General features: G+C 42.4%; 25 protein-coding genes and 3 tRNA genes. 22 read left to right on the plus strand and 6 right to left on the minus strand.

Annotation, left to right across the window (positions count from 1 at the left end; translation table 11 throughout):
- Nucleotides 1-118 (minus strand): hypothetical protein (locus MHN79_RS20130; RefSeq protein ID WP_143695504.1); only part of this gene is annotated, 118 nt, incomplete at its 3' end.
- Nucleotides 119-427: 309 nt separating this feature from the next.
- Here MHN79_RS20130 and metK point away from each other — a divergent pair.
- The 3 genes from metK (at nucleotide 428) to MHN79_RS20145 (ending at nucleotide 3196) form a co-directional block, all read left to right on the plus strand.
- Nucleotides 428-1582, plus strand: a complete 1155-nt coding sequence (metK, locus tag MHN79_RS20135) for a methionine adenosyltransferase (protein WP_160932396.1) — start codon at nucleotides 428-430, stop codon at nucleotides 1580-1582.
- A 263-nt stretch (nucleotides 1583-1845) separates the two neighbouring features.
- Entirely contained in the window at nucleotides 1846-2643 is a 798-nt protein-coding gene (locus MHN79_RS20140; RefSeq protein ID WP_239174710.1) for a DUF2189 domain-containing protein, read from the plus strand.
- A gap of 64 nt (nucleotides 2644-2707) precedes the next feature.
- Nucleotides 2708-3196 carry a SprT family zinc-dependent metalloprotease gene (locus MHN79_RS20145; RefSeq protein ID WP_239174713.1) on the plus strand — a complete coding sequence of 163 codons (489 nt, stop codon included), beginning with the start codon at nucleotides 2708-2710 and terminating at the stop codon, nucleotides 3194-3196.
- Between the two features lie 14 nt (nucleotides 3197-3210).
- Here the strand turns inward: MHN79_RS20145 and MHN79_RS20150 are convergent, their stop codons facing one another.
- Nucleotides 3211-3822, minus strand: a complete 612-nt coding sequence (locus tag MHN79_RS20150; protein ID WP_239174716.1) for a LysE family translocator — start codon at nucleotides 3820-3822, stop codon at nucleotides 3211-3213.
- A gap of 309 nt (nucleotides 3823-4131) precedes the next feature.
- On the opposite strand from MHN79_RS20150, the gene rsmE reads away from it, so the two are divergent.
- The 4 genes from rsmE to ruvX are packed head-to-tail and all read left to right on the plus strand — an operon-like array spanning nucleotide 4132 to nucleotide 6883.
- On the plus strand, nucleotides 4132-4863 hold the full coding sequence (gene rsmE, locus MHN79_RS20155) for a 16S rRNA (uracil(1498)-N(3))-methyltransferase (RefSeq protein WP_239174719.1): 732 nt from the start codon (nucleotides 4132-4134) through the stop codon (nucleotides 4861-4863).
- Between the two features lie 11 nt (nucleotides 4864-4874).
- On the plus strand, nucleotides 4875-5825 hold the full coding sequence (gene gshB, locus MHN79_RS20160; protein ID WP_239174722.1) for a glutathione synthase: 951 nt from the start codon (nucleotides 4875-4877) through the stop codon (nucleotides 5823-5825).
- A 54-nt stretch (nucleotides 5826-5879) separates the two neighbouring features.
- Nucleotides 5880-6443 (plus strand): YqgE/AlgH family protein, encoded by a 564-nt coding sequence (locus tag MHN79_RS20165; protein ID WP_114787441.1) that lies wholly within the window; start codon nucleotides 5880-5882, stop codon nucleotides 6441-6443.
- Nucleotides 6444-6460: 17 nt separating this feature from the next.
- Nucleotides 6461-6883: a Holliday junction resolvase RuvX gene (gene ruvX, locus MHN79_RS20170; protein ID WP_239174725.1), complete on the plus strand. Its 423-nt coding sequence runs from the start codon at nucleotides 6461-6463 to the stop codon at nucleotides 6881-6883.
- Between the two features lie 18 nt (nucleotides 6884-6901).
- Here ruvX and MHN79_RS20175 read toward each other — a convergent pair whose 3' ends face one another.
- Both MHN79_RS20175 and MHN79_RS20180 read right to left on the minus strand, forming a co-directional pair.
- Entirely contained in the window at nucleotides 6902-8008 is a 1107-nt protein-coding gene (locus MHN79_RS20175; protein WP_239174728.1) for a PilT/PilU family type 4a pilus ATPase, read from the minus strand.
- A 10-nt stretch (nucleotides 8009-8018) separates the two neighbouring features.
- Nucleotides 8019-9056 carry a type IV pilus twitching motility protein PilT gene (locus MHN79_RS20180; protein WP_114787444.1) on the minus strand — a complete coding sequence of 346 codons (1038 nt, stop codon included), beginning with the start codon at nucleotides 9054-9056 and terminating at the stop codon, nucleotides 8019-8021.
- A 24-nt stretch (nucleotides 9057-9080) separates the two neighbouring features.
- Between MHN79_RS20180 and MHN79_RS20185 the strand changes: the two genes are divergently transcribed.
- The 9 genes from MHN79_RS20185 to MHN79_RS20225 all read left to right on the plus strand — a co-directional run bounded on the left by MHN79_RS20185 (nucleotide 9081) and on the right by MHN79_RS20225 (nucleotide 17653).
- The gene (locus tag MHN79_RS20185) at nucleotides 9081-9809 is read left to right on the plus strand and encodes a YggS family pyridoxal phosphate-dependent enzyme (protein ID WP_239174731.1); all 729 of its coding nucleotides are present in this window, start codon (nucleotides 9081-9083) and stop codon (nucleotides 9807-9809) included.
- A gap of 11 nt (nucleotides 9810-9820) precedes the next feature.
- A complete protein-coding gene (proC, locus tag MHN79_RS20190) occupies nucleotides 9821-10639 on the plus strand; it encodes a pyrroline-5-carboxylate reductase (RefSeq protein WP_239174733.1) in 819 nt (272 codons plus the stop codon).
- Nucleotides 10640-10679: 40 nt separating this feature from the next.
- Nucleotides 10680-11237 (plus strand): YggT family protein, encoded by a 558-nt coding sequence (locus tag MHN79_RS20195; protein ID WP_160932382.1) that lies wholly within the window; start codon nucleotides 10680-10682, stop codon nucleotides 11235-11237.
- 172 nt (nucleotides 11238-11409) lie between these two features.
- Complete coding sequence (locus tag MHN79_RS20200) at nucleotides 11410-11841, plus strand: DUF4426 domain-containing protein (protein ID WP_239174735.1); 432 nt, start codon at nucleotides 11410-11412, stop codon at nucleotides 11839-11841.
- A gap of 28 nt (nucleotides 11842-11869) precedes the next feature.
- Nucleotides 11870-12475: an XTP/dITP diphosphatase gene (locus MHN79_RS20205; RefSeq protein ID WP_239174737.1), complete on the plus strand. Its 606-nt coding sequence runs from the start codon at nucleotides 11870-11872 to the stop codon at nucleotides 12473-12475.
- 11 nt (nucleotides 12476-12486) lie between these two features.
- The gene (hemW, locus tag MHN79_RS20210) at nucleotides 12487-13665 is read left to right on the plus strand and encodes a radical SAM family heme chaperone HemW (RefSeq protein WP_239174739.1); all 1179 of its coding nucleotides are present in this window, start codon (nucleotides 12487-12489) and stop codon (nucleotides 13663-13665) included.
- A 694-nt stretch (nucleotides 13666-14359) separates the two neighbouring features.
- Nucleotides 14360-15274, plus strand: a complete 915-nt coding sequence (locus MHN79_RS20215; protein WP_239174741.1) for a DUF1015 family protein — start codon at nucleotides 14360-14362, stop codon at nucleotides 15272-15274.
- On the plus strand, nucleotides 15271-16374 hold the full coding sequence (locus MHN79_RS20220) for a PLP-dependent cysteine synthase family protein (protein ID WP_239174743.1): 1104 nt from the start codon (nucleotides 15271-15273) through the stop codon (nucleotides 16372-16374). Before MHN79_RS20215 ends, MHN79_RS20220 begins: the two co-directional genes overlap by 4 nt.
- The gene (locus tag MHN79_RS20225; RefSeq protein WP_239174744.1) at nucleotides 16361-17653 is read left to right on the plus strand and encodes a hypothetical protein; all 1293 of its coding nucleotides are present in this window, start codon (nucleotides 16361-16363) and stop codon (nucleotides 17651-17653) included. The genes MHN79_RS20220 and MHN79_RS20225 overlap by 14 nt, the downstream gene beginning before the upstream one ends.
- A gap of 71 nt (nucleotides 17654-17724) precedes the next feature.
- On the opposite strand, the gene glsB is transcribed toward MHN79_RS20225, so the two are convergent.
- Together glsB and trmB are read right to left on the minus strand one after the other, a co-directional pair.
- The gene (glsB, locus tag MHN79_RS20230) at nucleotides 17725-18645 is read right to left on the minus strand and encodes a glutaminase B (protein WP_239174745.1); all 921 of its coding nucleotides are present in this window, start codon (nucleotides 18643-18645) and stop codon (nucleotides 17725-17727) included.
- Between the two features lie 98 nt (nucleotides 18646-18743).
- Nucleotides 18744-19463: a tRNA (guanosine(46)-N7)-methyltransferase TrmB gene (trmB, locus tag MHN79_RS20235; RefSeq protein ID WP_152429481.1), complete on the minus strand. Its 720-nt coding sequence runs from the start codon at nucleotides 19461-19463 to the stop codon at nucleotides 18744-18746.
- Nucleotides 19464-19644: 181 nt separating this feature from the next.
- Between trmB and mutY the strand changes: the two genes are divergently transcribed.
- The 6 genes from mutY (at nucleotide 19645) to MHN79_RS20265 (ending at nucleotide 22964) form a co-directional block, all read left to right on the plus strand.
- Nucleotides 19645-20700 (plus strand): A/G-specific adenine glycosylase, encoded by a 1056-nt coding sequence (mutY, locus tag MHN79_RS20240; RefSeq protein ID WP_239174746.1) that lies wholly within the window; start codon nucleotides 19645-19647, stop codon nucleotides 20698-20700.
- Between the two features lie 19 nt (nucleotides 20701-20719).
- Nucleotides 20720-20992, plus strand: coding sequence for an oxidative damage protection protein (locus MHN79_RS20245; protein ID WP_114787454.1), 273 nt, complete (start codon nucleotides 20720-20722; stop codon nucleotides 20990-20992).
- 74 nt (nucleotides 20993-21066) lie between these two features.
- The gene (mltC, locus tag MHN79_RS20250) at nucleotides 21067-22203 is read left to right on the plus strand and encodes a membrane-bound lytic murein transglycosylase MltC (protein ID WP_239174748.1); all 1137 of its coding nucleotides are present in this window, start codon (nucleotides 21067-21069) and stop codon (nucleotides 22201-22203) included.
- 103 nt (nucleotides 22204-22306) lie between these two features.
- A tRNA-Phe gene (locus MHN79_RS20255) sits at nucleotides 22307-22382 on the plus strand.
- Between the two features lie 104 nt (nucleotides 22383-22486).
- Nucleotides 22487-22562, plus strand: a tRNA-Asn gene (locus tag MHN79_RS20260).
- Nucleotides 22563-22888: 326 nt separating this feature from the next.
- Nucleotides 22889-22964, plus strand: a tRNA-Phe gene (locus MHN79_RS20265).
- Nucleotides 22965-22983: the final 19 nt, after the last annotated feature.

Below are 22983 nucleotides of genomic sequence, written 5' to 3' on the forward strand. Positions count from 1 at the left end.
GAACTTCAGCGATATCCGCCATGCCCATTGGGGCGCCTGGGTGACCAGAATTGGCTTGTTGTACGCCGTCCATGCTAAGGGCACGAATAGCGTTAGCTAAGTGTTTGCGGGAAGACATGTTTGCTCCTGAGTGCATTAAGCGAAAAACAGATTTGATGGTCTTTTATTCTCTCAAAGCACTCGGTCCTCTGCAAACGTTTTACTGACTAATACACACTCTCTAGTAACGTTAAAAACTAATATAACAATCAACAATATCTGGATTATAAAAAGCAAACAATTGAATATGAAATAGTAAAAAAAGCTTGAAATTAGCACTCGCAAAACTAAAATAGACGTCTAGAAGTAGATACACCTACTATTAATGAACCTATTCTATTGCTAGTGAATGAGCCCATTCACTATCCCAAATTAAAGCGGAGCTATCATGGCTAAACACCTGTTTACTTCTGAGTCAGTCTCAGAAGGTCATCCAGATAAAATTGCAGACCAAATTTCTGATGCAGTGCTTGATGCGATTATTGAACAAGATCCTAAAGCTCGCGTTGCTTGTGAAACCTATGTCAAAACAGGCATGGTGATGGTGGGTGGTGAAATCACAACCTCAGCATGGGTAGATATCGAAGAGCTAACTCGTCAAACCGTTCGTGAAATTGGCTACATCAACTCAGAAATGGGCTTTGATGCTGATTCTTGTGCCATTCTAAACACCATAGGTAAGCAGTCGCCAGATATTAACCAAGGTGTCGATAAGAGCGACCCTAAAGAGCAAGGCGCCGGTGACCAGGGTATCATGTTTGGTTACGCAACCAATGAAACCGATGTGTTAATGCCAGCTCCAATCACTTACTCTCATCTACTGGTTCAAAAGCAAGCCGAAGTACGTAAAAACGGCACCCTACCTTGGCTAAGACCTGATGCTAAATCTCAGGTTACGTTCCAGTATGATCAAGGCAAGATCGTAGGCATTGATGCAGTTGTACTTTCAACTCAACACAGTGAATCTATCTCAACACCTGATCTTCGTGAAGCGGTAATGGAAGAGATCATCAAACCTGTTCTTCCTTCTGAGTGGTTAAACAAAGATACCAATTACTTCATCAACCCAACAGGCCGCTTTGTTATCGGTGGACCTATGGGTGACTGTGGTCTAACGGGTCGTAAAATCATTGTAGATACTTATGGTGGTGCGGCTCGACATGGTGGCGGTGCATTCTCAGGAAAGGATCCATCTAAAGTAGACCGCAGTGCCGCTTACGCAGCACGTTATGTAGCAAAAAATATTGTTGCTGCTGGACTTGCAGAACGCTGTGAAATTCAGCTTTCTTACGCCATAGGCGTCGCCGATCCAACGTCTATTATGGTGGAAACATTCGGTACAGAAAAAGTGTCTAAGGAAGTCATTGTCGAAGCAGTTCGTCAACACTTTGATTTGCGCCCATACGGTCTTCAAGAGATGCTTAATCTTCTTCAACCAATTTATAAAAAGACTGCAGCCTACGGTCACTTTGGTCGTGAAGAATTCCCATGGGAAGCGACAGATAAAGCTGTGCTACTGCGTGAGTTTGCAGGCCTAAATTAATCTAATTTAAATTACCTATTAATAAAGGGCTTCTGGATATCCAGAAGCCCTTTGTCTTATGCCACAAAAAGCAATAAGCAAATTTGTAATTTTTTGTTAAGGGGTCAATAGTTAACAAAAGGTTAAGAAACGGATGGTGATTTCTTAATCTACAAGTTACAGATGCGCAGCTTAACCAGCGGTCGCAAAGCCGAGCATCGTGTTCCAACACGCCACTTTCAAAGAAAAGCGGCCTATGACTGAGAATCGATCAAGGAGGATATATGCCTCGTACGGTGAACCAACAAGAAGATATAGATCAAAAACATCAACCCGTGCCAGACAGTGAATATGCGCGCACAATCCCATGTAACGAGCTCAATGTATCGGCGCCTTTTCATTGGTTATCACTCGGTTTACAAGATTTTATACGTGTTCCTCTAATTAGCGGGTTTTATGGCTTATGTTTTATGGCCGCAGCAATAGGAATCGTATTACTTGTTCAGTGGCAAGGCACACATCTGGTTGTAATGCCAAGTTTAATTGTGTACGGATTGATAGGGCCCTTCCTTGCTTTAGGGCTTTATGATGCGGCTTGGGAACTAGAAAAAGGCCACAAACCAAAGCTGTTACACTCAATGAAAGCCATTGGACGTAACTCTTCGTCACAATGGGCGTTTGCTGTGTTGCTCGCAGTATGTATGATTTTCTGGATGCGGATTGCTGCTCTTCTTCATGCTCTTTATCCCTCAGTCCAAGGTGCTCCTATTACCGATTTTCTGCCTTTTCTGGTAATAGGGTCACTTGTCGGGTTTGTCTTAGCGGCCATCGTATTTAGTATTTCAGCCTTTTCCATTCCGCTGATGATGGAGCGCAGAGTCGATATGATGACGGCAGTATTTACCAGCTTTAACGCTGTCAAATCCAACATTCCAGCCATGATTGTCTGGGCTGGCATTATTTGTGGCGGGATTTTAATTGGGTTTGCGACTTACGGGATAGGCATGTTTTTCACTATACCCATTCTAGGTTACGGAACCTGGCATGCTTACCATGAGGCAATAAGGAAAAAGCACCATTAGTACTCTTGCTTGATTCGTTATACTATTCGCCCCATAACTTGGGGCGAATTTATTGGGAGTCTGTGTGGATAAAGAACTTTGCTATCGCGCACAACAAATTATGGCAAAGTATGTAGTCATAGCTAAACAGCACTTTCAGCACTCATTTGCCATGCCAACAATCAACTATCGACTCAAAGGTAAAGCAGCAGGAAAAGCCTACTTACAGCTCAATGAAATCCGTTTAAATCCCATTCTTTTCATAGAAAACCAACAAGCCTTCTTACAGGAAGTAATTCCACATGAAGTTGCTCATATTATTACTTATCAGGTATATGGCAGAGTAAAACCCCATGGAAAGGAGTGGCAGAGCATAATGACATCCGTATTTGGTATCAGCGCCAAAACTACTCACGATTTCGCTCTGGATTCAGTGCAAGGAAAAATCTATCAATACCAATGTGGATGTCGGCGCCACCCACTCACAATACGTCGCCATAATAAAATTCAGCGCAATCAAACTTCATATAGCTGCAAAGTCTGCCAACAAACATTGATTTACATGGGGTCATAATTACTTACAGCTAGTTATCTACTCGATGACGCTAAGCCCATCGCAAAGCCGATAAAAGTCCCACCGCTAACCTTGTTCATTCTCAGCTTATTTGTTTCCGTTGAAAGCTTATTTTTGGCCTTGTGCGCAATAAAAGAATAAGCACTGTGAATCAAAACTACGAGACCACTGAATGTCACCGACATTAAAAGCAACTGAATGGTGTGATCTTTTGATGCATCTATAAACTGTGGAAACACCGACATAAAAAATACGATAGCTTTAGGGTTTGAAATAGACACCAAGAATCCTTCGCAAAAGCACCGAGAATAAGAATGATGACTAGAGCCAAGTGTAACTTCAGATAAAGGCTTTGCACGCCACGTTTTCACACCTAAATATAATAAGTAAATCGCACCAAAAAACTTAATTAGGCTGAAAGCAAAAGCAGATTGAGTCAATATCACGCCCAAACTAGTCGCAGAGATAGCAGAAATAAAAAGAATAGCGGTCGCTATACCAAATATTCCACTTAGTGCTTTTTTACGACCTTTTTGTACCGAGTTATTAAGCGTAAGCATGACAGCTGGCCCAGGCAGAGATATAGTCGCTCCAGCCAGGCACACATAAAGAATATAACTTTCCATATATTTCTCATATCAGTTAGCAATAAATGCAACACCCGTAATCAGCATCACCTATTGCTTAAATCTACGTCTTATTTTTATGTAAAGTTATTGAAATTAATAGACTTGATATTTAAATATTTGAACTACCACTTAATCCATTGGTTTTGTCATGCTGGATTTAATGGCTAAAGGAAAGCCATGTTTTGGTATACTAGAGAATAAAACTATCCCTACGGCTCCTAATTTCAGCGCCCTCCCCCCTTGTTTTTTCCCCCTAACGCATCCATGTTAGGAGTTAAATTACTTCTTTTCCGGATATTTACCCTGATGCGAATCCCACGAATTTACCACCCTCAAGCAATCACTCAGCTCGGAAACCTAAACCTAAGCGAAGATGCAGCAGGCCATGTGGGAAGGGTTCTGCGCATGAAAACCGAACAGCAAGTGATACTCTTTGATGGACTAGGTGCAGAATATCCCGCTGTCATCACAGAAGTCACAAAAAAAGCCGTCCAAGTAGAGGTCACTGAGCGCATCGAGCGAAGCAGTGAATCTCCACTTAATCTTGATTTGGGGCAAGTGATATCGCGTGGTGATAAGATGGAATTCACCATCCAAAAGTCGGTTGAACTCGGCGTCAATACCATCACCCCACTAATATCGGAAAGATGCGGGGTAAAACTCGACCAAAAGCGCTTTGATAAAAAACTGTCTCAATGGCAGAAAGTTGCCATCAGTGCTTGTGAACAAAGTGGCAGAAATATCGTCCCTGAAATCCGCCCTGTCATGTCATTAGAGCAGTGGTGCACAGAAGAGTACGATGGTTTAAAACTCAATTTACACCCAAGAGCAAGGTATTCGATTAATACTCTACCGACACCCGTTGACAAAATACGTCTGCTTATTGGCCCAGAAGGAGGGCTGTCGAGTGAAGAAATCGAAAAAACAAGACATTATCAGTTTGAGGAGATCCTGCTAGGCCCACGAGTGCTGCGCACGGAAACGGCTGCTTTAACTGCTATAACAGCCCTACAAGTTCGCTTTGGTGATCTTGGCTAATGGAGAAAACAATGATCAAATTAGGCATAGTGATGGATCCAATAGAGGCCATCAACATCAAGAAAGACTCAAGTTTTGCCATGATGTTAGAAGCTCAGCGTCGTGGTTACGAGATCCACTACATTGAAATGGCTGATCTTCATCTTGATCAAGGTGTTGCAATTGCAGATACAAAAATCGTCAGTTTAAAAGAAGATCCAAATGATTGGTTTGAATTTAAATCTCAGCAAACTATTGAGCTAGGGAGTCTTGACGCAGTATTGATGCGTAAAGATCCTCCGTTTGACACAGAATACATCTACGCAACCTACATTTTGGAACGTGCAGAGCAACAAGGTAGCTTAATCGTTAATAAGCCTCAAAGCCTCCGTGATTGTAATGAAAAGTTATTTACCGCTTGGTTCCCTGAGCTGACACCGACAACAATTGTCACTCGTAAAGCGGATAAAATTAAGCAATTTCGTCAACAGCATGGAGATGTGATCCTCAAGCCATTAGATGGCATGGGAGGTGCATCTATTTTTCGTGTCAAAGCTGAAGACCCAAATGTGTCTGTGATCATTGAAACCTTGACTAATCATGGCCAGAACTATGCTATGGCGCAAACTTTTGTGCCAGACATCAGCAACGGTGACAAACGGATTCTGATTGTCGATGGTGAAGTTATGCCATATTGCCTCGCTCGTATTCCGGCAAAAGGAGAAACTCGCGGTAACCTTGCCGCAGGCGGAACAGGGGAAGCAAGGCCTCTTACTGATACAGATAAACAGATAGCTGCGGCTGTAGCGCCTACACTTAAAGAGAAAGGTTTGATATTTGTAGGTCTGGACGTCATTGGGGATAAGCTGACTGAGATAAATGTAACCAGCCCAACCTGTATTCGTGAAATAGAGGCTGAGTTTGATATCTCAATAACGGGCAAGCTAATGGATGCAATAGAGCGTCGTATCGGCAAGCAGTAACGGCCCAAGGATCATAGGTGCATAAGATGCACCCGAGTTTACGCTGGAGTAACTATGAATTTAACCAACCACTTTTTAGTTGCGATGCCAGGGATGAAAGATCCCTACTTCCAACGCAGTGTCATCTATGTGTGTGAGCACAATGATGACGGAGCTATGGGTTTAATGATTAATGCTCCTATCGACATCACAGTGGGTAAAATGCTCAAACAAGTTGATGTTGAGGCAGCGCAGCCTCAGCTCAAAACAGGTAGTCTAGAAAAACCGGTTCTCAATGGTGGGCCTGTATCTGGCGACCGAGGATTCATTCTCCACCAGCCAAAAGATCATTATGAATCCAGTATTCAAATGACTGACGCTATATCTGTAACTACATCTAAAGATATACTGGCAGTACTCGGCACAGAAGAAGAACCCACTGAATATATCGTAGCTTTGGGTTACTCGGGTTGGGAGCCTGGGCAACTGGAAGTCGAGCTTTCTGAAAACTCTTGGTTAACCATTGAAGCTGATCCTGATGTGATGTTTAACACCCCCATCAATGAACGCTGGCAAAAAGCCGTACAAATGCTCGGTATCGATGCCTCCCAACTATCCAGTGATATTGGTCACGCCTAACATTTTTATTTATTATTATGTCTAAAACAATTATGGCTTTTGACTTTGGCACCAAAAGCATTGGCAGTGCCATAGGCCAAGAAGTCACTGGTACAGCCTCACCTCTTAAGGCATTCAAAGCCAATGATGGTATTCCTAACTGGGATGACATCGAAAAGCAGATTAAAGAGTGGCAACCCAATTTATTAGTTGTCGGTTTACCAACAGATCTCCATGGTAAAGATCTTGAGAGTATTACACAAAGAGCACGAAAATTTGCCAAAAGGCTGCACGGTCGTTTTGGTTTGCCAGTGGAACTTCATGACGAACGGCTTTCAACCACAGAAGCCCGATCAGATCTCTTCAACAGAGGTGGCTACAAGGCGCTGAGTAAAGGTAATGTAGACTGTCAGTCTGCAGTCGTGATCCTTGAGAGTTGGTTTGAAGCCCAATATGATTAGCTGAAATATCGAGCTCGATTAATCCATATCGATTTTCACGTCGGATAAAGCACCACCACCAAAACTATCCCCTCGGTTTGTTTTGAGCATGATGCGCAAATCATTCGCTGAATCAGCACTGTGAAGCGCATCATCTTCTGTGATCTTATCATCAATGACCAATTGATACAGTGCCTGATCAAAGGTCTGCATCCCCGATTGTTGGGATTTAGCCATAGTCGCTTTAAGCTCATGAAGATCGCCGCGTCGGATCAGATCCGATACTCTTGGGCTATTTAGTAAGATTTCAAACACACCATGTCGACCATTGCCATTTTTATCACGCAGCAATTGCTGAGCGATCACCCCTCGTAAGTTCATCGACAAATCAAATAAAAACTGCTCTTTTTGCTCTTTAGGTACAAGGTGAAGAATACGTTCAAGCGCTTGATTGGCATTGTTTGCGTGTAACGTCGCCATACACAAATGACCCGTTTCAGCAAAACTCATCGCAAACTCCATCGTTTCTCGAGATCGTATTTCACCGATCAAAATCATATCTGGCGCTTGTCGCAAAGAGTTTTTTAAAGCCACTTCATAACTGTCGGTATCTAGACCAACTTCACGTTGAGTAACAATGCATTTATCGTGTTCATGTACAAACTCTATGGGATCTTCAACAGTAAGAATATGCCCACTTCGATGGCTGTTCCGATATCCCGTCATGGCCGCCATGGTGGTCGATTTACCAGAACCTGTCGCCCCCACCACTAAAACCAACCCACGTTTGGCAATCGACAAATCTCTTAGGGTTTCTGGGAGTTTCAATTGCTCAAAAGTCGGAATACTCGTTTCAATACGTCGAATGACAGCCCCAGGTAGCTCTCGTTGGAAAAATGCCGAGACCCTAAAACGGCCAAAATCTTTCACTACAGCAAAATTAGCTTCTCGGCTTTGGGCATATTCCTTTTGACGCTCTTCATCCATCATGCTGTGTAATAAAGTGAATACCGATTGAGATGATAAAGTGTCCCCAATGGGCTTCAATTCCCCGTTAACGCGATATAGAAGAGGTGCACCGACAGTGATATATAAATCCGATGCCTTTTCACTCAACATCCCTTGTAAGCAAGCATTGATATCCATTATGTCCTCTCTACATCATTCCAGATTCAGCTTCAATTTTCTTCGCTACTTCTTCAGCATCAACAAGTCCCTGAGCAATCAATTGTTTCGAATGCTGCTCCATCGTCTGCATACCATGCGCCGCACCGGTTTGAATCACAGATTGCATTTGAGCAACTTTATCTTCACGGATTAGGTTTCTGATCGCTGGCGTCGCCATCATAATCTCATGGCAAGCTACTCGGCCCCCGCCCACTTTCTTTAGTAGCTTCTGTGCAATGACAGCTCTGAGTGACTCTGAGAGCATTGATCGAACCATACCTTTATCACTACCTGGAAATACATCAATAATACGGTCAACGGTTTTCGCAGCTGAACTGGTATGTAAGGTACCAAACACAAGGTGTCCTGTTTCCGCTGCTGTAAGAGCAAGGCTTATGGTTTCTTGGTCTCTAAGCTCACCAACTAAAATAACATCAGGATCCTCACGTAAAGCACTGCGCAAAGCATTATTAAAGCTATGAGTGTCTTTATGCACTTCACGCTGGTTCAGCAAGCACTTGTTATTGGTATGTACAAATTCAATTGGATCTTCAATGGTCAAAATATGTTTGTTATGGTTGCGATTAATATAATCAACCATGGCAGCCAGTGTCGTGGATTTGCCTGATCCAGTTGGTCCTGTTACAAGGATCAAACCTTTTTCCATATTAGAAATACTTTCAAAGATCGCAGGCGCTTCCAATTGTTCTAAGGTGGGGATCACAGTAGGTATAGTCCGAAATACAGCAGAGCATCCTCGCGATTGGTTAAACGCATTAACACGAAAACGACCAACATCTGGAAGTTCAAATGAAAAATCAACTTCTAAATGTTCCTCAAATTCGCTACGCTGGGAGTCACTCATAATATCTGAGATTAACCGATGAACCTCAGAATGACTCAGTGCTGGTACTCCAAGCTTTCTGACTTCTCCATCAATACGTATCATTGGGGATACACCTGCAGAAAGATGTAGATCTGACGCGTTATGCTTTACACTAAAGTCCAGTAATTCAGCAATATCCATTTCAACCCCTTACTAAAGTTAGCTATGAGTAGTATTGAACAAAATATTGAACAAATAAGCTCACAAATGAGAATGGCACAACAAAAGTGTGGACGCCCTACGGGCTCTGTGCAACTTCTGGCGGTCAGTAAAACGAAAACCACACAAGCGATTCTCGAAGCAGCTGTCGCTGGCCAAGTCGCCTTTGGGGAGAATTATGTTCAGGAAGGTGTTGATAAAATTGATTATTTTTCTAACAACCATCCAGATTTAGCTCTAGAGTGGCACTTTATTGGACCGATACAGTCCAATAAAACTCGCCTTGTCGCGGAAAGCTTTGCATGGGTACATACCATAGATAGAGCGAAAATAGCCCAGCGGCTAAACGATCAACGTCCACAAGGCATGCCGCCCCTGCAAGTGCTTATCCAAGTCAATACCAGTAGTGAAGATTCAAAATCAGGAGCTAGTGAAGAGCAAGAAATCTTTGAGCTCGCGGAGTTGATTTCTTCACTACCAAACCTCACTTTAAGAGGGTTGATGTCAATTCCTGCCAATGTTGCTAGTTATGACTTACAATTGGCTGCATTTACTCACTTGGCAGAACTCAAAGAGGCTCTTGCCAAGCGCTTTCCAAATCTGCCCATAGATACGCTATCTATGGGGATGAGTGGAGATATGGAGGCCGCGATTGAAGCGGGTAGCACTATGGTACGCATCGGGACGGCGATTTTTGGGGCTCGTGATTACAAAAGTAAGCCTCAAACCAAATAGAAAGAGTAACAATGGAACATAAAAACATCGCCTTTATTGGCGCGGGTAATATGGTGAAGGCTATCGTCTCTGGTTTAGTCGCGGGGGGCTACCCGGCCTCTTGCATCACAGCAACGGCACCTTCAGAAACAAGACGTAGACCACTAGAACAAGCGTTTTCGATTAACACCACCAGTGACAATATTGCCGCCGCAGAGCAAGCCGATGTCGTCGTATTATCCGTCAAGCCGCAGATGATGCAGGACGTGTGCGCTGACCTGCAATCGATAGACTGGTCAAACAAACTTGTTATCTCAATTGCCGCTGGCATTAATTGTCAGCGTTTATGTGAAATGCTCGATCACGACTTAAACATTGTTCGCGTCATGCCAAATACGCCTTCACAGCTTGGTCTGGGCATGAGCGGCATGTTTGCACCAACGCAAATCAGTGAATCGGATAAAGCTTTTGCTAACACTTTGATGAGCGCGGTAGGCAAAACTTGCTGGGTACAAAAAGAGAGCGGTATCAACAACGTTATTGCAGCAGCTGGAAGTGCGCCTGCCTACTTCTTTTTGTTCTTAGAGGCCATGCAAGCTGAAGCTATTGCGCAAGGTTTTGATAAACACACCGCGCGAGAGCTGGTTCAGCAATCTGCTTTAGGCGCCGCGCACATGGTCGTTGCCAACCCAGATATAGAGTTATCGACGCTACGAGAGCAAGTAACGTCAAAAGGTGGAACGACAGCAGAAGCATTGCGCACATTTAATCAACACCAACTTTCGGATATAGTGTCAAAAGCGATGCAGGCTGCCGTTGCACGTGCCGAAGAAATGGAACAAGAGTTTTAAATCTTCTGAGCCTTGAGCTCTATGAAATTAAGGGTAATCTATGAATTCAATGAGTTTTCTAATTTCCACCCTGTTTGATCTCTACATTATGGTAGTGATCTTACGTATTTGGTTGCAGGCTGCACGCGCAGATTTCTACAACCCGTTTTCACAATTTATTGTTAAAGCGACTCAACCTGTGGTTGCACCACTTCGCCGAGTCATACCTTCGGTGGGTAGTATCGATCTTGCTACCGTGTTCTTTGCTTATGTACTGTGCATTCTGAAGTTTGTGGCGATCATATTTATCGCCTCCAGCGGCTCAGTATCATTTAGTGCCGATTTCTTCTACCTAGGACTGCTTTCTCTTATAAAAGCTGCGGGTGGATTATTATTCTGGGTACTTCTCATTCGTGCAATTTTAAGTTGGGTCAGTCAAGGTCGCAGCCCAATTGAGTATGTATTCCATCAATTAACTGAACCTATGCTTGCGCCAATTAGACGCATCATCCCAGCCATGGGTGGATTTGATTTAAGTGTATTAGTCCTTTTCATTGGCTTGCAGTTCGCTAACTTCTTAATGGGCGATCTTATTGGATCAATTTGGTACCAACTGTAACCAACACATACCCCAAACAGTTAGATAAAAGTCATCGCAAGATGGCTTTTTCTTTATTGACCTAGCGTATTTGTAAAGCCGTATATTATGGATGAGAAGCTTTGTTCACCAGTGTATCATCGGACAGAAGTGTCGCCGCTATCGATATAAATTAGTTATTTAGGAAGAAAAAATGAAAACATGGATCACTCTAACACTCGCGAGTTTATTTGCTCTGCCAAGCTTTGCTGGACAATTTAAAAACATCAAAGAAATTGAAGTCCATTACTCAGCCTTCAACTCAACTTTCCTTACTCCACAAGTTGCCAGCAGCTACCAACTTAAGCGTAATGGTTACTCTGGCGTTCTAAACATCAGTGTTTTAGATACTTACCAAGCAGGAAAGCCTGCGATAACTGCCACAGTGAAAGGACAGGCGAAAAATCTGATTGGTCAAATCAAACCTCTTGAATTCACCCAAGTAAAAGAAGGCAGTGCCATATACTATTTGGCCGAGTTTTCTATTTCTGACCAAGAGAATCTAACTTTCGATATTGACATCAATGCTGGTAATAAAGGCACTGGAAGGTTAAAGTTCTCCCAAAAATTTTATGTAGAAGAATAAGCATAAGGGCTACTTCCAAGGCAAAACCATGAATAAAAATAAAATTGTCCTCGCCACTGGTAATCAAGGTAAAGTTCGGGAGATGGCTGACCTCATCGCTGATTTTGGGTTCGATGTGGTCGCTCAAAGCGAATTTGAGGTTTCAGAAGTCGCTGAAACGGGAACAACATTTATAGAAAACGCCATCATTAAAGCTCGACATGCCGCCAAAGAAACAGGGCTGCCCGCGATCGCTGATGATTCTGGGTTAGAAGTCGATTTTCTCAATGGTGCTCCTGGCGTTTACTCTGCTCGCTATGCAGGTGAAGAGGCTACAGATAGACAAAATATCGATAAGTTACTTGCCGCTATGCAGAATGTCCCTGAGAGCCAGAGAAGCGCTCGTTTTCACTGCGTTCTAGTGTTGATGCGCCATGAACTCGACCCAACTCCAATTATTTGTCACGGCACATGGGAAGGCAAAATTCTTACTAGGACTCATGGTCAAAATGGTTTTGGCTACGATCCTGTATTCTTTGTTCCAGAAGAAAACTGCGCTTCAGCAGAACTTGAACCACAGCGCAAGAAACAGCTTTCACATCGTGGTAAAGCTCTACAAAAGCTTTTTAGTCAATTATCTGCGCAGCCTTTGTAGTCTTGCCTGAGATGAGTCAATTAATACCTCCAGCATTAAGCCTTTATGTACACATACCATGGTGTGTACAAAAGTGCCCCTACTGCGATTTTAACTCTCACGCACTAAAAGCGGATATCCCAGAGCAAGATTATATTGCTGCACTGCTGCAAGATCTCGACACAGACATAGAACGTTATCAAATAAGCTCGAACCCGAGACAACTGCACTCTATTTTTATCGGTGGTGGCACCCCTAGCCTATTTTCTGCAAAAGGAATCGCCGAACTACTTCAAGGCATAGAAACAAGAATTCCATTTAAATCTGGTATTGAGATAACCATGGAAGCCAATCCGGGCACGATAGAAGCTGAGCGCTTTTTAGGATACCAAAAAGCAGGCATCACGCGCATATCTGTTGGCGTGCAGAGCTTTGAGCAGTCCAAACTCACCAAACTTGGTCGTATTCATGGTCAAGACGAAGCCGTAAATGCGGCCAAACTGGCTCATAAAATAGGCTTACACAGCTTTAATCTCGACTTAATGCATGGTCTACCGGATCAGTCACTTGACCAAGCCTTAAATGACCTAGAAAAAGCGATTAAACTCTCACCGCCTCATTTGTCTTGGTATCAATTGACGATTGAACCCAACACACTATTTCATTACAAGCGCCCAACCTTACCTGACGACGATGCCTTGTGGGATATTTTCGAACAAGGACACCAAAAGCTTACCGAGGCTGGCTACGTGCAGTATGAAATCTCTGGTTACAGTAAGCCTGATCATCAATGCCAGCATAACCTTAATTATTGGCGCTTTGGCGATTACTTAGGTATTGGTTGCGGGGCTCATGGTAAGCTTAGTTTTGCTGATGGACGAATCATTCGCACGACTAAAATCAAGCATCCCAAGGGCTACCTCGCCGCCTACGATAATATGGTTAAGCCCTACCTCTACAATGAGGAAAACGTGGCACTAGACGATCGCCCATTTGAGTTTTTTATGAACCGCTTCCGCCTTCTCGAAGCTTGCCCTAAGCAAGATTTTCTTAACACGACAGGCCTTAGCTTTGAAGCGATCAGAAAGCCCATGGATTGGGCTATCAGTATGAACTACATCAGCGAAAGCGAGACACACTGGCAAGTCACAGAAAAAGGCAAACTCTTTCTTAATGACTTGCTAGAAGCGTTTATGGTGGATGGTGAGTAATTCGTTGCAAAGTACAATGCCATTTGACTTACTTATACTAGGCCAAGACTCATTGTACTTTTCACTAACCCTCAAACAGCAATAACTAATCACTTTATTTTTACCAGGCTTTATTTGTTGGGTAATAATCACAAAATAACTTTATTTTCCATAAATTACTTTTACTTAGGAACTTTAGCTTCAAAAGATAATCATAATTATATAAGCCATACTATCTATTTACTAAAAAGTTAATTACCTATAATTTTCGTTGTTATTGCTAAGATATATCTAGCTAAAAGAGTGGGTTTTAGATGTGTAGAATATCAAGAAAGATATTTATTATGATATTTGTTACTATGATATCTCTTTTCTCTGTAACTGCCAAAAATCTTATTGATAGTTTAAACATATCACACCATATACACCTTGAAACTTCCAATACCGATTTTGAAACTAGCAATACGGGAAGCAGCCATGACGATGAACAATGTAGCCTCCATCATTGTCACTCCAACCAACACTTAACCACAAACTCTTTTTTAATTTCAGATAATTCTAAGTCGATACTATTTGTATTAAACAATTTAATATCTTACACATCACCACTTTATTCTTTTTTAAGACCACCAATTTCCTTTTAACTCAATAAATAGAATTTAATTTATACATATACGATTTTTCGTAGACATAATTACAGTTAAAGGAAATATTCATGTTAGATTTAAACTCATACTTCATATATAGAATTGATGGGAAATGGAATAATAAGCATCATCAAGTTACAGGAATACTATATCATCACGACTATAATTCAGAGTTTACCAAACCCATTATTCCTCATGAAAAAACTAATCCCACCAGAGTAAAAGCGCTAGAAAGCTTATCGCTAAGCAATTACCCACCTAGCTTTTGGATTACTGACAGCAATGACTTCCCACTCGGTATGATTAACCAATGGTTTGATCAAGCAGACAACAAGTTTGTTATCCCTACCAATGATGGAATGCTACATACCATATCTAGACTAGAAAAATGTTATCAAAGTGATTGGATAAAAAGAGCCTTAGAAAAGTTGCCAAGCTTTTTAATTGCAGATGGTCATCATCGTTATGAAGTAATTAGGAGAAATCATACACAGGTAAGCCTTCCTGTATTTTTAATTTCAGCATCTCAAGCCTCTTTTGAGTTTAACGAAATATACTGTCAACTAAGAAGCAAGTCAGATATTGATAATGCGATTAACAATACAGTTAAAAGCTGGCTAACTCCTTGCAGATTAGATGATGCTGACTTTCATATTTACTTCAATGAAAAACAATGGGGGTACAAACATAAAGAAACATACAAAAAAAACATTAATGACTTCACTTTGATCTATGAAAAATTACAAAAAGTCAGTGAAGTAGCATCGATAAAAACATCTCCAGAAGCTCCTAAAGGACTTAAAGATTGTCTTTTAATCAAAGTTATACATTCTGAGGTCTCTGATGTTATTGGCCAAGGGTTATTGGGAAGAAAAATGCCAATCAAGTCGACCTGCTTTAGGCACAAACCTGATGAAAAAATTCTACACCACATCACCTCTGCCTATTCACATAACCTGGCATCAGAAGGAGCTTCACTATGAATATGACAACAACAATCTCAAAAGAAAAATATACTCATCAGCTTGTGGCTAACTCTATATCAGAGGCCGTTGGCAACGTTCCTTTTATAAAATTAAATAGAGTTCATACATTGTGTCAAAGTAATGACTTCTACATAAAAATGGACTCGTGCAACCCTACAGGGAGTATTAAAGATAAAAATGCCGCTTTTCTTATCGATCAAGCCGAGAAAAAGGGTCTTTTAAAACAAGGCGGTACCATTATCGAATCCAGCTCCGGAAACTTCGGGATGTCACTGGCAAGTATTGGCGCTTCTAAAGGCTATCACGTCATCATAGTCATTGATGCTAAAACACCTCCCCCCGTCATCAAGATGCTAAATGCCTATGGTGCAAAACTTGAAGAGGTGCCACTAAGCTTGGCAGATAGCGCAGGTTCGATGCAAAAAGCACGTATGGCTCATGCGAAAAAGCTAGCTGACAAAATACCAAACTCATTTTACCCATGTCAGCACCTTAATCCTGATAACCCTCTTGCGCACTACTATTACACTGCGTTTGAGATTGCCAGTGCTTTCCCCGATCTACCCGATGCAATAGTCATTGGCATTAGCACAGCAGGACAATTATCAGGTGTCGCTCGATATTTTCGAAGGCATAGTCCAAGGACCAAAATCGTCGCAGTGGATGTCGCTGGCTCTGGGATCTTCGGCAGACCACGCCATCCTTATAAAATGACAGGACTTGGCCTGTCTTTTGTTCCCCCAGCATTTAAGTCTAGTGACATTGACTACGCCTACAATGTTACCGATAACATGGCATTTTCGATGTGTCATCAAATGGGCAAAAAAGAAGGCTTATTACTGGGAGCTTCGACGGGTGCAATAATTAGTGCAGGGCTTGCTTATGCTATGCAGCAAAACGTGAAGCAAAAAAAAATTGTGCTGATCAATCCAGACAGAGCCGACCGCTACTTAGATACTGTCTACAACCCCGACTGGCTAGCCCACTCAAAAGTCTCTTTATACAACGACCGACAACTGGATACCCATATTAAACAGTTAGATCCAGTATATGAGTCACGTATCCATGGGGAGGGGTTAATTGATGCAATCTCGTAATCGTCGTTATTTTAGAGAGTTAGTGCCCATGTCCTTAAGTGATATGGTGATGGCCCTTGGCGATCCCATTATCATTTTTGTCTTGGCCTCTTTACCAAATAGTACATTAAACCTTGCTGCTTTTGCGTTAGGTAAAGCCATTGCGGTGTTTTTTGAAAGCCCCATTATCTCTGTTTTACCTGTGTCTAATATGATGTCAGGCTCAAAGAAAAGCAGCGAAGTGTTATTTCGTTTCGTGATAGCACTCGGGGCAATACTAACGCTTAGTATGTCTATAGTCGGATTGTTGCCCGAAAGTAGTGAGCTAATTTCAGTGCAATCTGAAGTTTGGCAGCAAGCATCCTTGATGGTGCTATTGCTCTGCCCTTGGCCGCTAATGATAGCAATAAGACGTTATTGGCAAGGTCAAATTATACATGCAGGATACTCGAAAGACATTGCCAAGGGCGCGGTTTTAAGATGTTTGGTGTTAATCACTATCGCCTTTTCCCTATCAATAGCAACTAATTCAGGGGTACTTATCACTGCAGGGGCATTATTAAGTGGCGTACTCGCTGAGCTTGTTTATGTCCGTTACCGGCTCAGTCAAATCCATGTCAATGACACACAAACACAGCACGTACTGCCGACGAATATGATGTCTATGGGGCGCTATTACTGGCCATTAGCCCAATCAATGATTTCATTGTGGGGGGCTAGGCTCATGCTGCCCATTTTGATTGCATTCATCGGCGAGTTACAACTCGCTGCATGGGCTGCAGCATGGGTGTTAGTGATAAGTGTGAGTAATGGTGTACGTATGTTACAGCAAGTTGTTATTCGTCATCTGCAAAACACTTCAGGTAAGGCTTATGAAATAGAGAGAACGCACTTGCGCAAGTTTGCTTTACTGGTCGGTATTGGGTTTAGTCTAATTCTTGGCGTGATTGTCTACACACCGCTAAGCAGTCCATTACTCTCAATCTATGTCAGTGGCGATAGCTTGCTTACTAATACTATGCGTCCTGTGCTTTCAGTACTGTTTGTTTTGCCACTACTTATGGCCATTCAGCATTACTTTATGGGGTTGCTCATGTTAAAAAATGCTACTCAAGCAATAGGTAAGGCTGCATTAGCTGCCAATCTGTATATGGTGGCCGGAGTCGCCCTAGTGGCATGGGTTAACTTACCCTTATATATGGTTGCGGTGCAAATACTCCTAGCTATGATGCTTGAAATAGCCTTACTTGGAAGCGCGATAAAAGCTCGCAACTTGGAGGCAATACAACCTAAAGCCTAGCTATACCACTAAATACAAACATCCCGCGTTATCGCGGGATGTTTGATTTCATTTAGTCACGACGTTGAACACTAAAAGATCGAACGTCCAATACGCTCTGACAATAGCTCTAATGCCCTTGTACCAGCCAAAGAGTTTCCTGAAGGGTCAAGCTCTGGTGACCAAACCGCAATGGTCATTTCTCCAGGCACTATGGCAATGATACCGCCACCAACACCAGACTTGCCCGGCATTCCTACCCGATAAGCAAACTCACCCGCACCATCATATAAACCACAGGTTGCCAATAATGCATTCAATTGTTTGGTTTGAGTTGGGGTCACGACAGGTTTGCCAGTCTGAACAGACGTCCCTTTATTGGCCAGATAACTAAAGGTCTTTGCCAAATCAACACAGCTCATTTTCAATGCACATGCATGAAAGTAGTTATTCAATACGGGAATAACATCATTGTCAAAATTGCCAAATGAGCGCATCAAATAGGCAATCGCAGCGTTACGATCACTGTGCATCATTTCTGATGCCGCTACGACTTTGTCGTAACAAATATGAGTGTCACCTGAAAGTTGGCGAACAAATTCAAGCAGCCTTTGACGAGGTGCAGATAGGCGGCTTTGCAACATATCTGCGACAACAATCGCCCCTGCATTAATAAAAGGATTGCGTGGAATGCCTTGTTCCATTTCGAGCTGAATAAGAGAGTTGAACGCCTGTCCTGAAGGTTCTTTACCTACTCGGGCCCAGATTTCTTCTGGCGTATAGATATCCATGGCTAAGGTTAAACTTAACGCTTTTGAAATGGATTGGATGGAAAAGGCTTCGTCTGCATCACCAGCTTTAATCACCTTTCCTTGATTGGTAAAAACAGCAATCGCCAGTTTTTTCGCAGGAACGTTTGCTAAAGCAGGAATATAATCAGCCACTTTCCCTTGTCCGATCAATGGCCGAACTTCTTGTAAAATATCGGCTAATATCTCTTTTGTTGGTTTCATTGCTTACCTATTTTGTAAAGGCTTATTATTTTTCTTGTAGGGTAAAAAAAGCCAACACTTGATGCTGGCTTCCTCATTCACATTAATATGCGGGCGACTTAGCTAACACGTCTAAATTTAATATCCCAAACACCATGTCCAAGGCGATGACCACGAGCTTCAAACTTGGTCAAAGGACGATCTTCAGGGCGAGGAACAAAGTCACCATCCTGAGCGATATTCTCATATCCTGGCGCTTGATTCATCACTTCAATCATATGCTGGGCATAGTTTTCCCAATCTGTTGCCATATGAAAGACGCCCTCTCCGATGGTCAATTTCTGACGGACCATCTCAGCAAAGTCTAGTTGAACAATACGACGCTTGTGATGGCGTTTCTTATGCCAAGGGTCAGGGAAGAACAGCTGCAAGGTTGCAAGACTGCCATCTGGAATCATATTTGCAAATACTTCCACCGCATCATGACACATGACTCTAAGATTTGTCAGACCAGCGTCACGAGCATCGGAAAGGCAGGCACCAACACCTGGACTATGAACCTCAATGCCCAAGAAGTTCTTCTCGGGTGCATTTTTTGCCATTTCAACCAAAGACGCACCCATACCAAAGCCAATTTCAAGCACGACTGGGTTATCGTTACCAAACACTTCTTTCCAATTAAGAAGTTCTGGCTGATAGTCGATCCCCATCGTCGGCCAGCATTCATTCATTGCGTTTTCTTGACCTTTGGTTAACCGACCTTCACGGCGTACAAAACTGCGTACTTTCCGTATCAGCTTACCGTCTTGATTGTATTCGTTAGTGGTCACTTCACTCATGATTTTGCCTGTTTAAAAATTGCTCTCGACTTTAGGGGATTGTGATTATCCAAAGAATCAGCACTGGTGCAAGTTTTTTAATGTATTTGACATAGAATAAACCCTTACTCTTTATCGGTTGAACTTTACCCATATTCTGTGATGCAATTTTATCTAACTACACAATAATATTGAGCAAGTCGTGACCCCTTTTGCCAGCGCCATTCTGACATGGTATGAAAGCTATGGAAGAAAAAACCTTCCATGGCAACAAAATAAAACTGCTTATAGCGTATGGTTATCCGAAATTATGCTTCAGCAAACACAGGTAACTACAGTAATTCCCTACTATCAACGCTTTTTAGAGCGATTCCCAACCGTCTTAGATCTGGCCAATGCGAATCAAGATGAGGTCCTGCACCTTTGGACAGGCTTAGGTTACTATGCAAGAGCGAGAAACTTACACAAAGCCGCCCAAATGGTTGCAAATCAGTATCAAGGCGAGTTTCCGCTGAACATTGATGAAATGAATGCACTGCCTGGTATTGGCCGTTCAACAGCAGCTGCCATTCTCTCCTCTGTGTACAAACAGCCTCATGCAATTTTAGATGGAAATGTGAAACGCACTTTGGCACGCTGCTTTGCAGTCGAAGGCTGGCCGGGTCAAAAGAAGGTTGAAAACCAATTGTGGCAGCATGCACAAACACATACGCCAAACCAAGATACAGATAAATACAATCAGGCGATGATGGATATGGGTGCTATGGTGTGTACACGAAGCAAACCCAAATGCACCCTTTGCCCAGTTTCTTCATTTTGTGTTGCACACAAGCAAGGTAACCCTCTTGATTATCCGGGTAAAAAGCCTAAAAAAGATAAGCCCATCAAAGCAACTTGGTTTGCAATTATCCACTATCAAGGCCATGTCTGGCTTGAACAACGCCCACAATCTGGAATATGGGGAGGACTATTCTGTTTTCCAGAAAGCCCTAACCGAGAGCTCGATAACACTCTAGATCAGCGCCAGATTAAAGAAAACACGGTTGAATACCGTCAGCATTTGATCGCTTTTCGCCATACCTTTAGTCACTACCATCTCGATATTACACCCATTTTGGTGGACCTATCCAGGCAACCTGATATCGTTATGGAAGGAAACAAAGGTCTTTGGTATAACTTATCACAACCGGAAGAGGTAGGCTTAGCTGCGCCAGTGAAACAATTATTGGATAGCTTACCTGCAGAACTTCACAACTAAACCACTCGAAGGAGCCACTATGAGCCGCACCGTTTTTTGTGCTCGACTACAAAAAGACGCTGAAGGATTAGATTTTCAGCTATACCCAGGAGAACTTGGCAAACGGATTTTTGATAACATTTCCAAGCAAGCTTGGGCTGAGTGGCAACACAAACAAACCATGCTTATCAACGAGAAAAAGCTCAACATGATGGATGCTGAGCACAGAAAACTGATAGAAACGGAAATGGTCAACTTCTTGTTTGAAGGCAAAGATGTTCATATTGAAGGCTATACTCCACCAAGTGAGTAGGCAATAAGCCTTAGAATTAAACATAGCGATATGGCATCAAAACTCATACTTGATGCCATTTTTTTAGGATATATATGAATAAGTTAGCTTATTTTTTGTTGGCCATAGTTCTTACTGGGTGCAGCCGTGAATTTATTGAGAGCATCTATGACGTAAACTATGAACCGACGAATCGCTTTGCAAAGCACCTAGCTGAATTACCGGGGCAATTTCAAAAAGATACCGCAGCGCTGGATGCATTGATCGACAGCTTTTCCGGCAATATCGAAAAACGTTGGGGTCGAAAAGAAATTAAATTTGCTGGCAAAAGTAACTACGTAAAATATATAGACAACTATCTCAGCCGCTCTGAAGTTAACTTCAGCAAAGGCACGATTATCATTGAGACAGTTTCGCCAACGGATCCTAAAGGCCACCTCAAAAACGCCATTATCACTACCTTACTCACTCCAGACGATCCCGCGAACGTCGATTTATTCTCCTCTAAAAACATCAAACTAGAGGGAGAGCCGTTTTTATACAAACAGGTTGTCGATCAGGATAGTAAACCCATTCAATGGTCATGGCGAGCAAACCGTTTTGCAGACTATTTGATTGCCAATAAACTCAAAATCAAAGATGTCGACTTTAAAAAAGCTTACTACGTTGAAATACCTATGGTTGAGGAGCAAGTCGAAATCCGCAGCTATAAGTATGCTGATATTGTCCAGCGAGCATCGCGCCGCTATGGTATTCCTGAGGACTTGATTTATGCCATTATTAAAACCGAAAGCAGCTTTAACCCGTATGCAGTCAGTTGGGCCAATGCTTATGGATTAATGCAAGTGGTGCCTAAAACAGCTGGACGTGATGTGTTCAAATTAGTCAAGAAGACATCAGGTCAACCCTCTCCTGAATACCTGTTTAATCCGGAAAATAACATTGATACAGGTACCGCCTACTTCTACATCTTGAAAAACCGCTACCTTAAGGATGTACAACATCCAACCTCGTTAGAATACAGCATGATTTCAGCTTATAACGGTGGCACGGGAGGAGTATTAAACACATTTAATCGCGGCGATAGAAAACGGGCGATGCGTGATCTTAACTCGCTGCAGCCCAATCAAGTTTATTGGGCGTTAACTAAAAAACACCCCAACGCGGAAGCGCGTCGTTACCTTGAAAAAGTTACAAAATTTAAAAAGGATTTTAACGCAGGCAAATCATAACGACACAAAGTGTCTAAATTATCGGCATTCGACTCGTTTTTTACATTTTTTTCTAAAAACAAGTTGACGACACGAGTGAAAATCCGTTTAATAGCGCTCCGTTGCCCGGATAGCTCAGTCGGTAGAGCAGAGGATTGAAAATCCTCGTGTCGGTGGTTCGATTCCGCCTCCGGGCACCACAATTTATTTATTGTTGGTGGATTGAAAATCCTCGTGTCGGTGGTTCGATTCCGCCTCGAGGCACCATTATTTGGTGCTTTACCTTATAGGTAATACAAATAATTCCCCCTTAGTTCAGTTGGTAGAACGGCGGACTGTTAATCCGTATGTCGCAGGTTCGAGTCCCGCAGGGGGAGCCACTTTTAAAAAGCCTCATCATTTGATGAGGCTTTTTTGCATCTAAAGCATTAACACTCAATACCTTAAACACATGGGTTGTCAAACGAACCAGCTTTGGCAATAGTTTGCTATCACAAGCCAAAGAAATCTGAGTTCAATACAGGTTATATCGCGATATTGCTCCAACATTTTCTATGCTTTGAAAGTCAACTTTTAATACAGGCTATACACTTTTCCCACTAAATGAGTAAAAACAGCCCACTAAGTATAGAAAATCAGCAAACAATATTTTTTTTGCAATTTAATATTGACCTCAAAGACGAAAAACCGTTTAATACAACTCGTTGCCCGGATAGCTCAGTCGGTAGAGCAGAGGATTGAAAATCCTCGTGTCGGTGGTTCGATTCCGCCTCCGGGCACCACAATTTATTTATTGTTGGT

Source organism: Vibrio sp. Of14-4, assembly GCF_022347625.1.
GTDB classification, from domain to species: domain Bacteria; phylum Pseudomonadota; class Gammaproteobacteria; order Enterobacterales; family Vibrionaceae; genus Vibrio; species Vibrio pristinus.

What these genes read in the sequence shown, in the direction of transcription:
- mltC (WP_239174748.1), top strand. Translation starts at nt 21,067, where the DNA reads ATGAATAAGTTAGCTTATTTTTTGTTGGCCATAGTTCTTACTGGGTGC.
- MHN79_RS20180 (WP_114787444.1), bottom strand. Translation starts at nt 9,056, where the DNA reads ATGGATATTGCTGAATTACTGGACTTTAGTGTAAAGCATAACGCGTCA.
- MHN79_RS20215 (WP_239174741.1), top strand. Translation starts at nt 14,360, where the DNA reads ATGTTAGATTTAAACTCATACTTCATATATAGAATTGATGGGAAATGG.
- hemW (WP_239174739.1), top strand. Translation starts at nt 12,487, where the DNA reads ATGAGTCAATTAATACCTCCAGCATTAAGCCTTTATGTACACATACCA.
- glsB (WP_239174745.1), bottom strand. Translation starts at nt 18,645, where the DNA reads ATGAAACCAACAAAAGAGATATTAGCCGATATTTTACAAGAAGTTCGG.
- MHN79_RS20225 (WP_239174744.1), top strand. Translation starts at nt 16,361, where the DNA reads ATGCAATCTCGTAATCGTCGTTATTTTAGAGAGTTAGTGCCCATGTCC.
- gshB (WP_239174722.1), top strand. Translation starts at nt 4,875, where the DNA reads ATGATCAAATTAGGCATAGTGATGGATCCAATAGAGGCCATCAACATC.
- trmB (WP_152429481.1), bottom strand. Translation starts at nt 19,463, where the DNA reads ATGAGTGAAGTGACCACTAACGAATACAATCAAGACGGTAAGCTGATA.
- metK (WP_160932396.1), top strand. Translation starts at nt 428, where the DNA reads ATGGCTAAACACCTGTTTACTTCTGAGTCAGTCTCAGAAGGTCATCCA.
- MHN79_RS20140 (WP_239174710.1), top strand. Translation starts at nt 1,846, where the DNA reads ATGCCTCGTACGGTGAACCAACAAGAAGATATAGATCAAAAACATCAA.
- ruvX (WP_239174725.1), top strand. Translation starts at nt 6,461, where the DNA reads ATGTCTAAAACAATTATGGCTTTTGACTTTGGCACCAAAAGCATTGGC.
- MHN79_RS20205 (WP_239174737.1), top strand. Translation starts at nt 11,870, where the DNA reads ATGAATAAAAATAAAATTGTCCTCGCCACTGGTAATCAAGGTAAAGTT.
- MHN79_RS20200 (WP_239174735.1), top strand. Translation starts at nt 11,410, where the DNA reads ATGAAAACATGGATCACTCTAACACTCGCGAGTTTATTTGCTCTGCCA.
- MHN79_RS20165 (WP_114787441.1), top strand. Translation starts at nt 5,880, where the DNA reads ATGAATTTAACCAACCACTTTTTAGTTGCGATGCCAGGGATGAAAGAT.
- MHN79_RS20185 (WP_239174731.1), top strand. Translation starts at nt 9,081, where the DNA reads ATGAGTAGTATTGAACAAAATATTGAACAAATAAGCTCACAAATGAGA.
- MHN79_RS20195 (WP_160932382.1), top strand. Translation starts at nt 10,680, where the DNA reads ATGAATTCAATGAGTTTTCTAATTTCCACCCTGTTTGATCTCTACATT.
- MHN79_RS20175 (WP_239174728.1), bottom strand. Translation starts at nt 8,008, where the DNA reads ATGGATATCAATGCTTGCTTACAAGGGATGTTGAGTGAAAAGGCATCG.
- MHN79_RS20150 (WP_239174716.1), bottom strand. Translation starts at nt 3,822, where the DNA reads ATGGAAAGTTATATTCTTTATGTGTGCCTGGCTGGAGCGACTATATCT.
- MHN79_RS20220 (WP_239174743.1), top strand. Translation starts at nt 15,271, where the DNA reads ATGAATATGACAACAACAATCTCAAAAGAAAAATATACTCATCAGCTT.
- MHN79_RS20245 (WP_114787454.1), top strand. Translation starts at nt 20,720, where the DNA reads ATGAGCCGCACCGTTTTTTGTGCTCGACTACAAAAAGACGCTGAAGGA.
- proC (WP_239174733.1), top strand. Translation starts at nt 9,821, where the DNA reads ATGGAACATAAAAACATCGCCTTTATTGGCGCGGGTAATATGGTGAAG.
- rsmE (WP_239174719.1), top strand. Translation starts at nt 4,132, where the DNA reads ATGCGAATCCCACGAATTTACCACCCTCAAGCAATCACTCAGCTCGGA.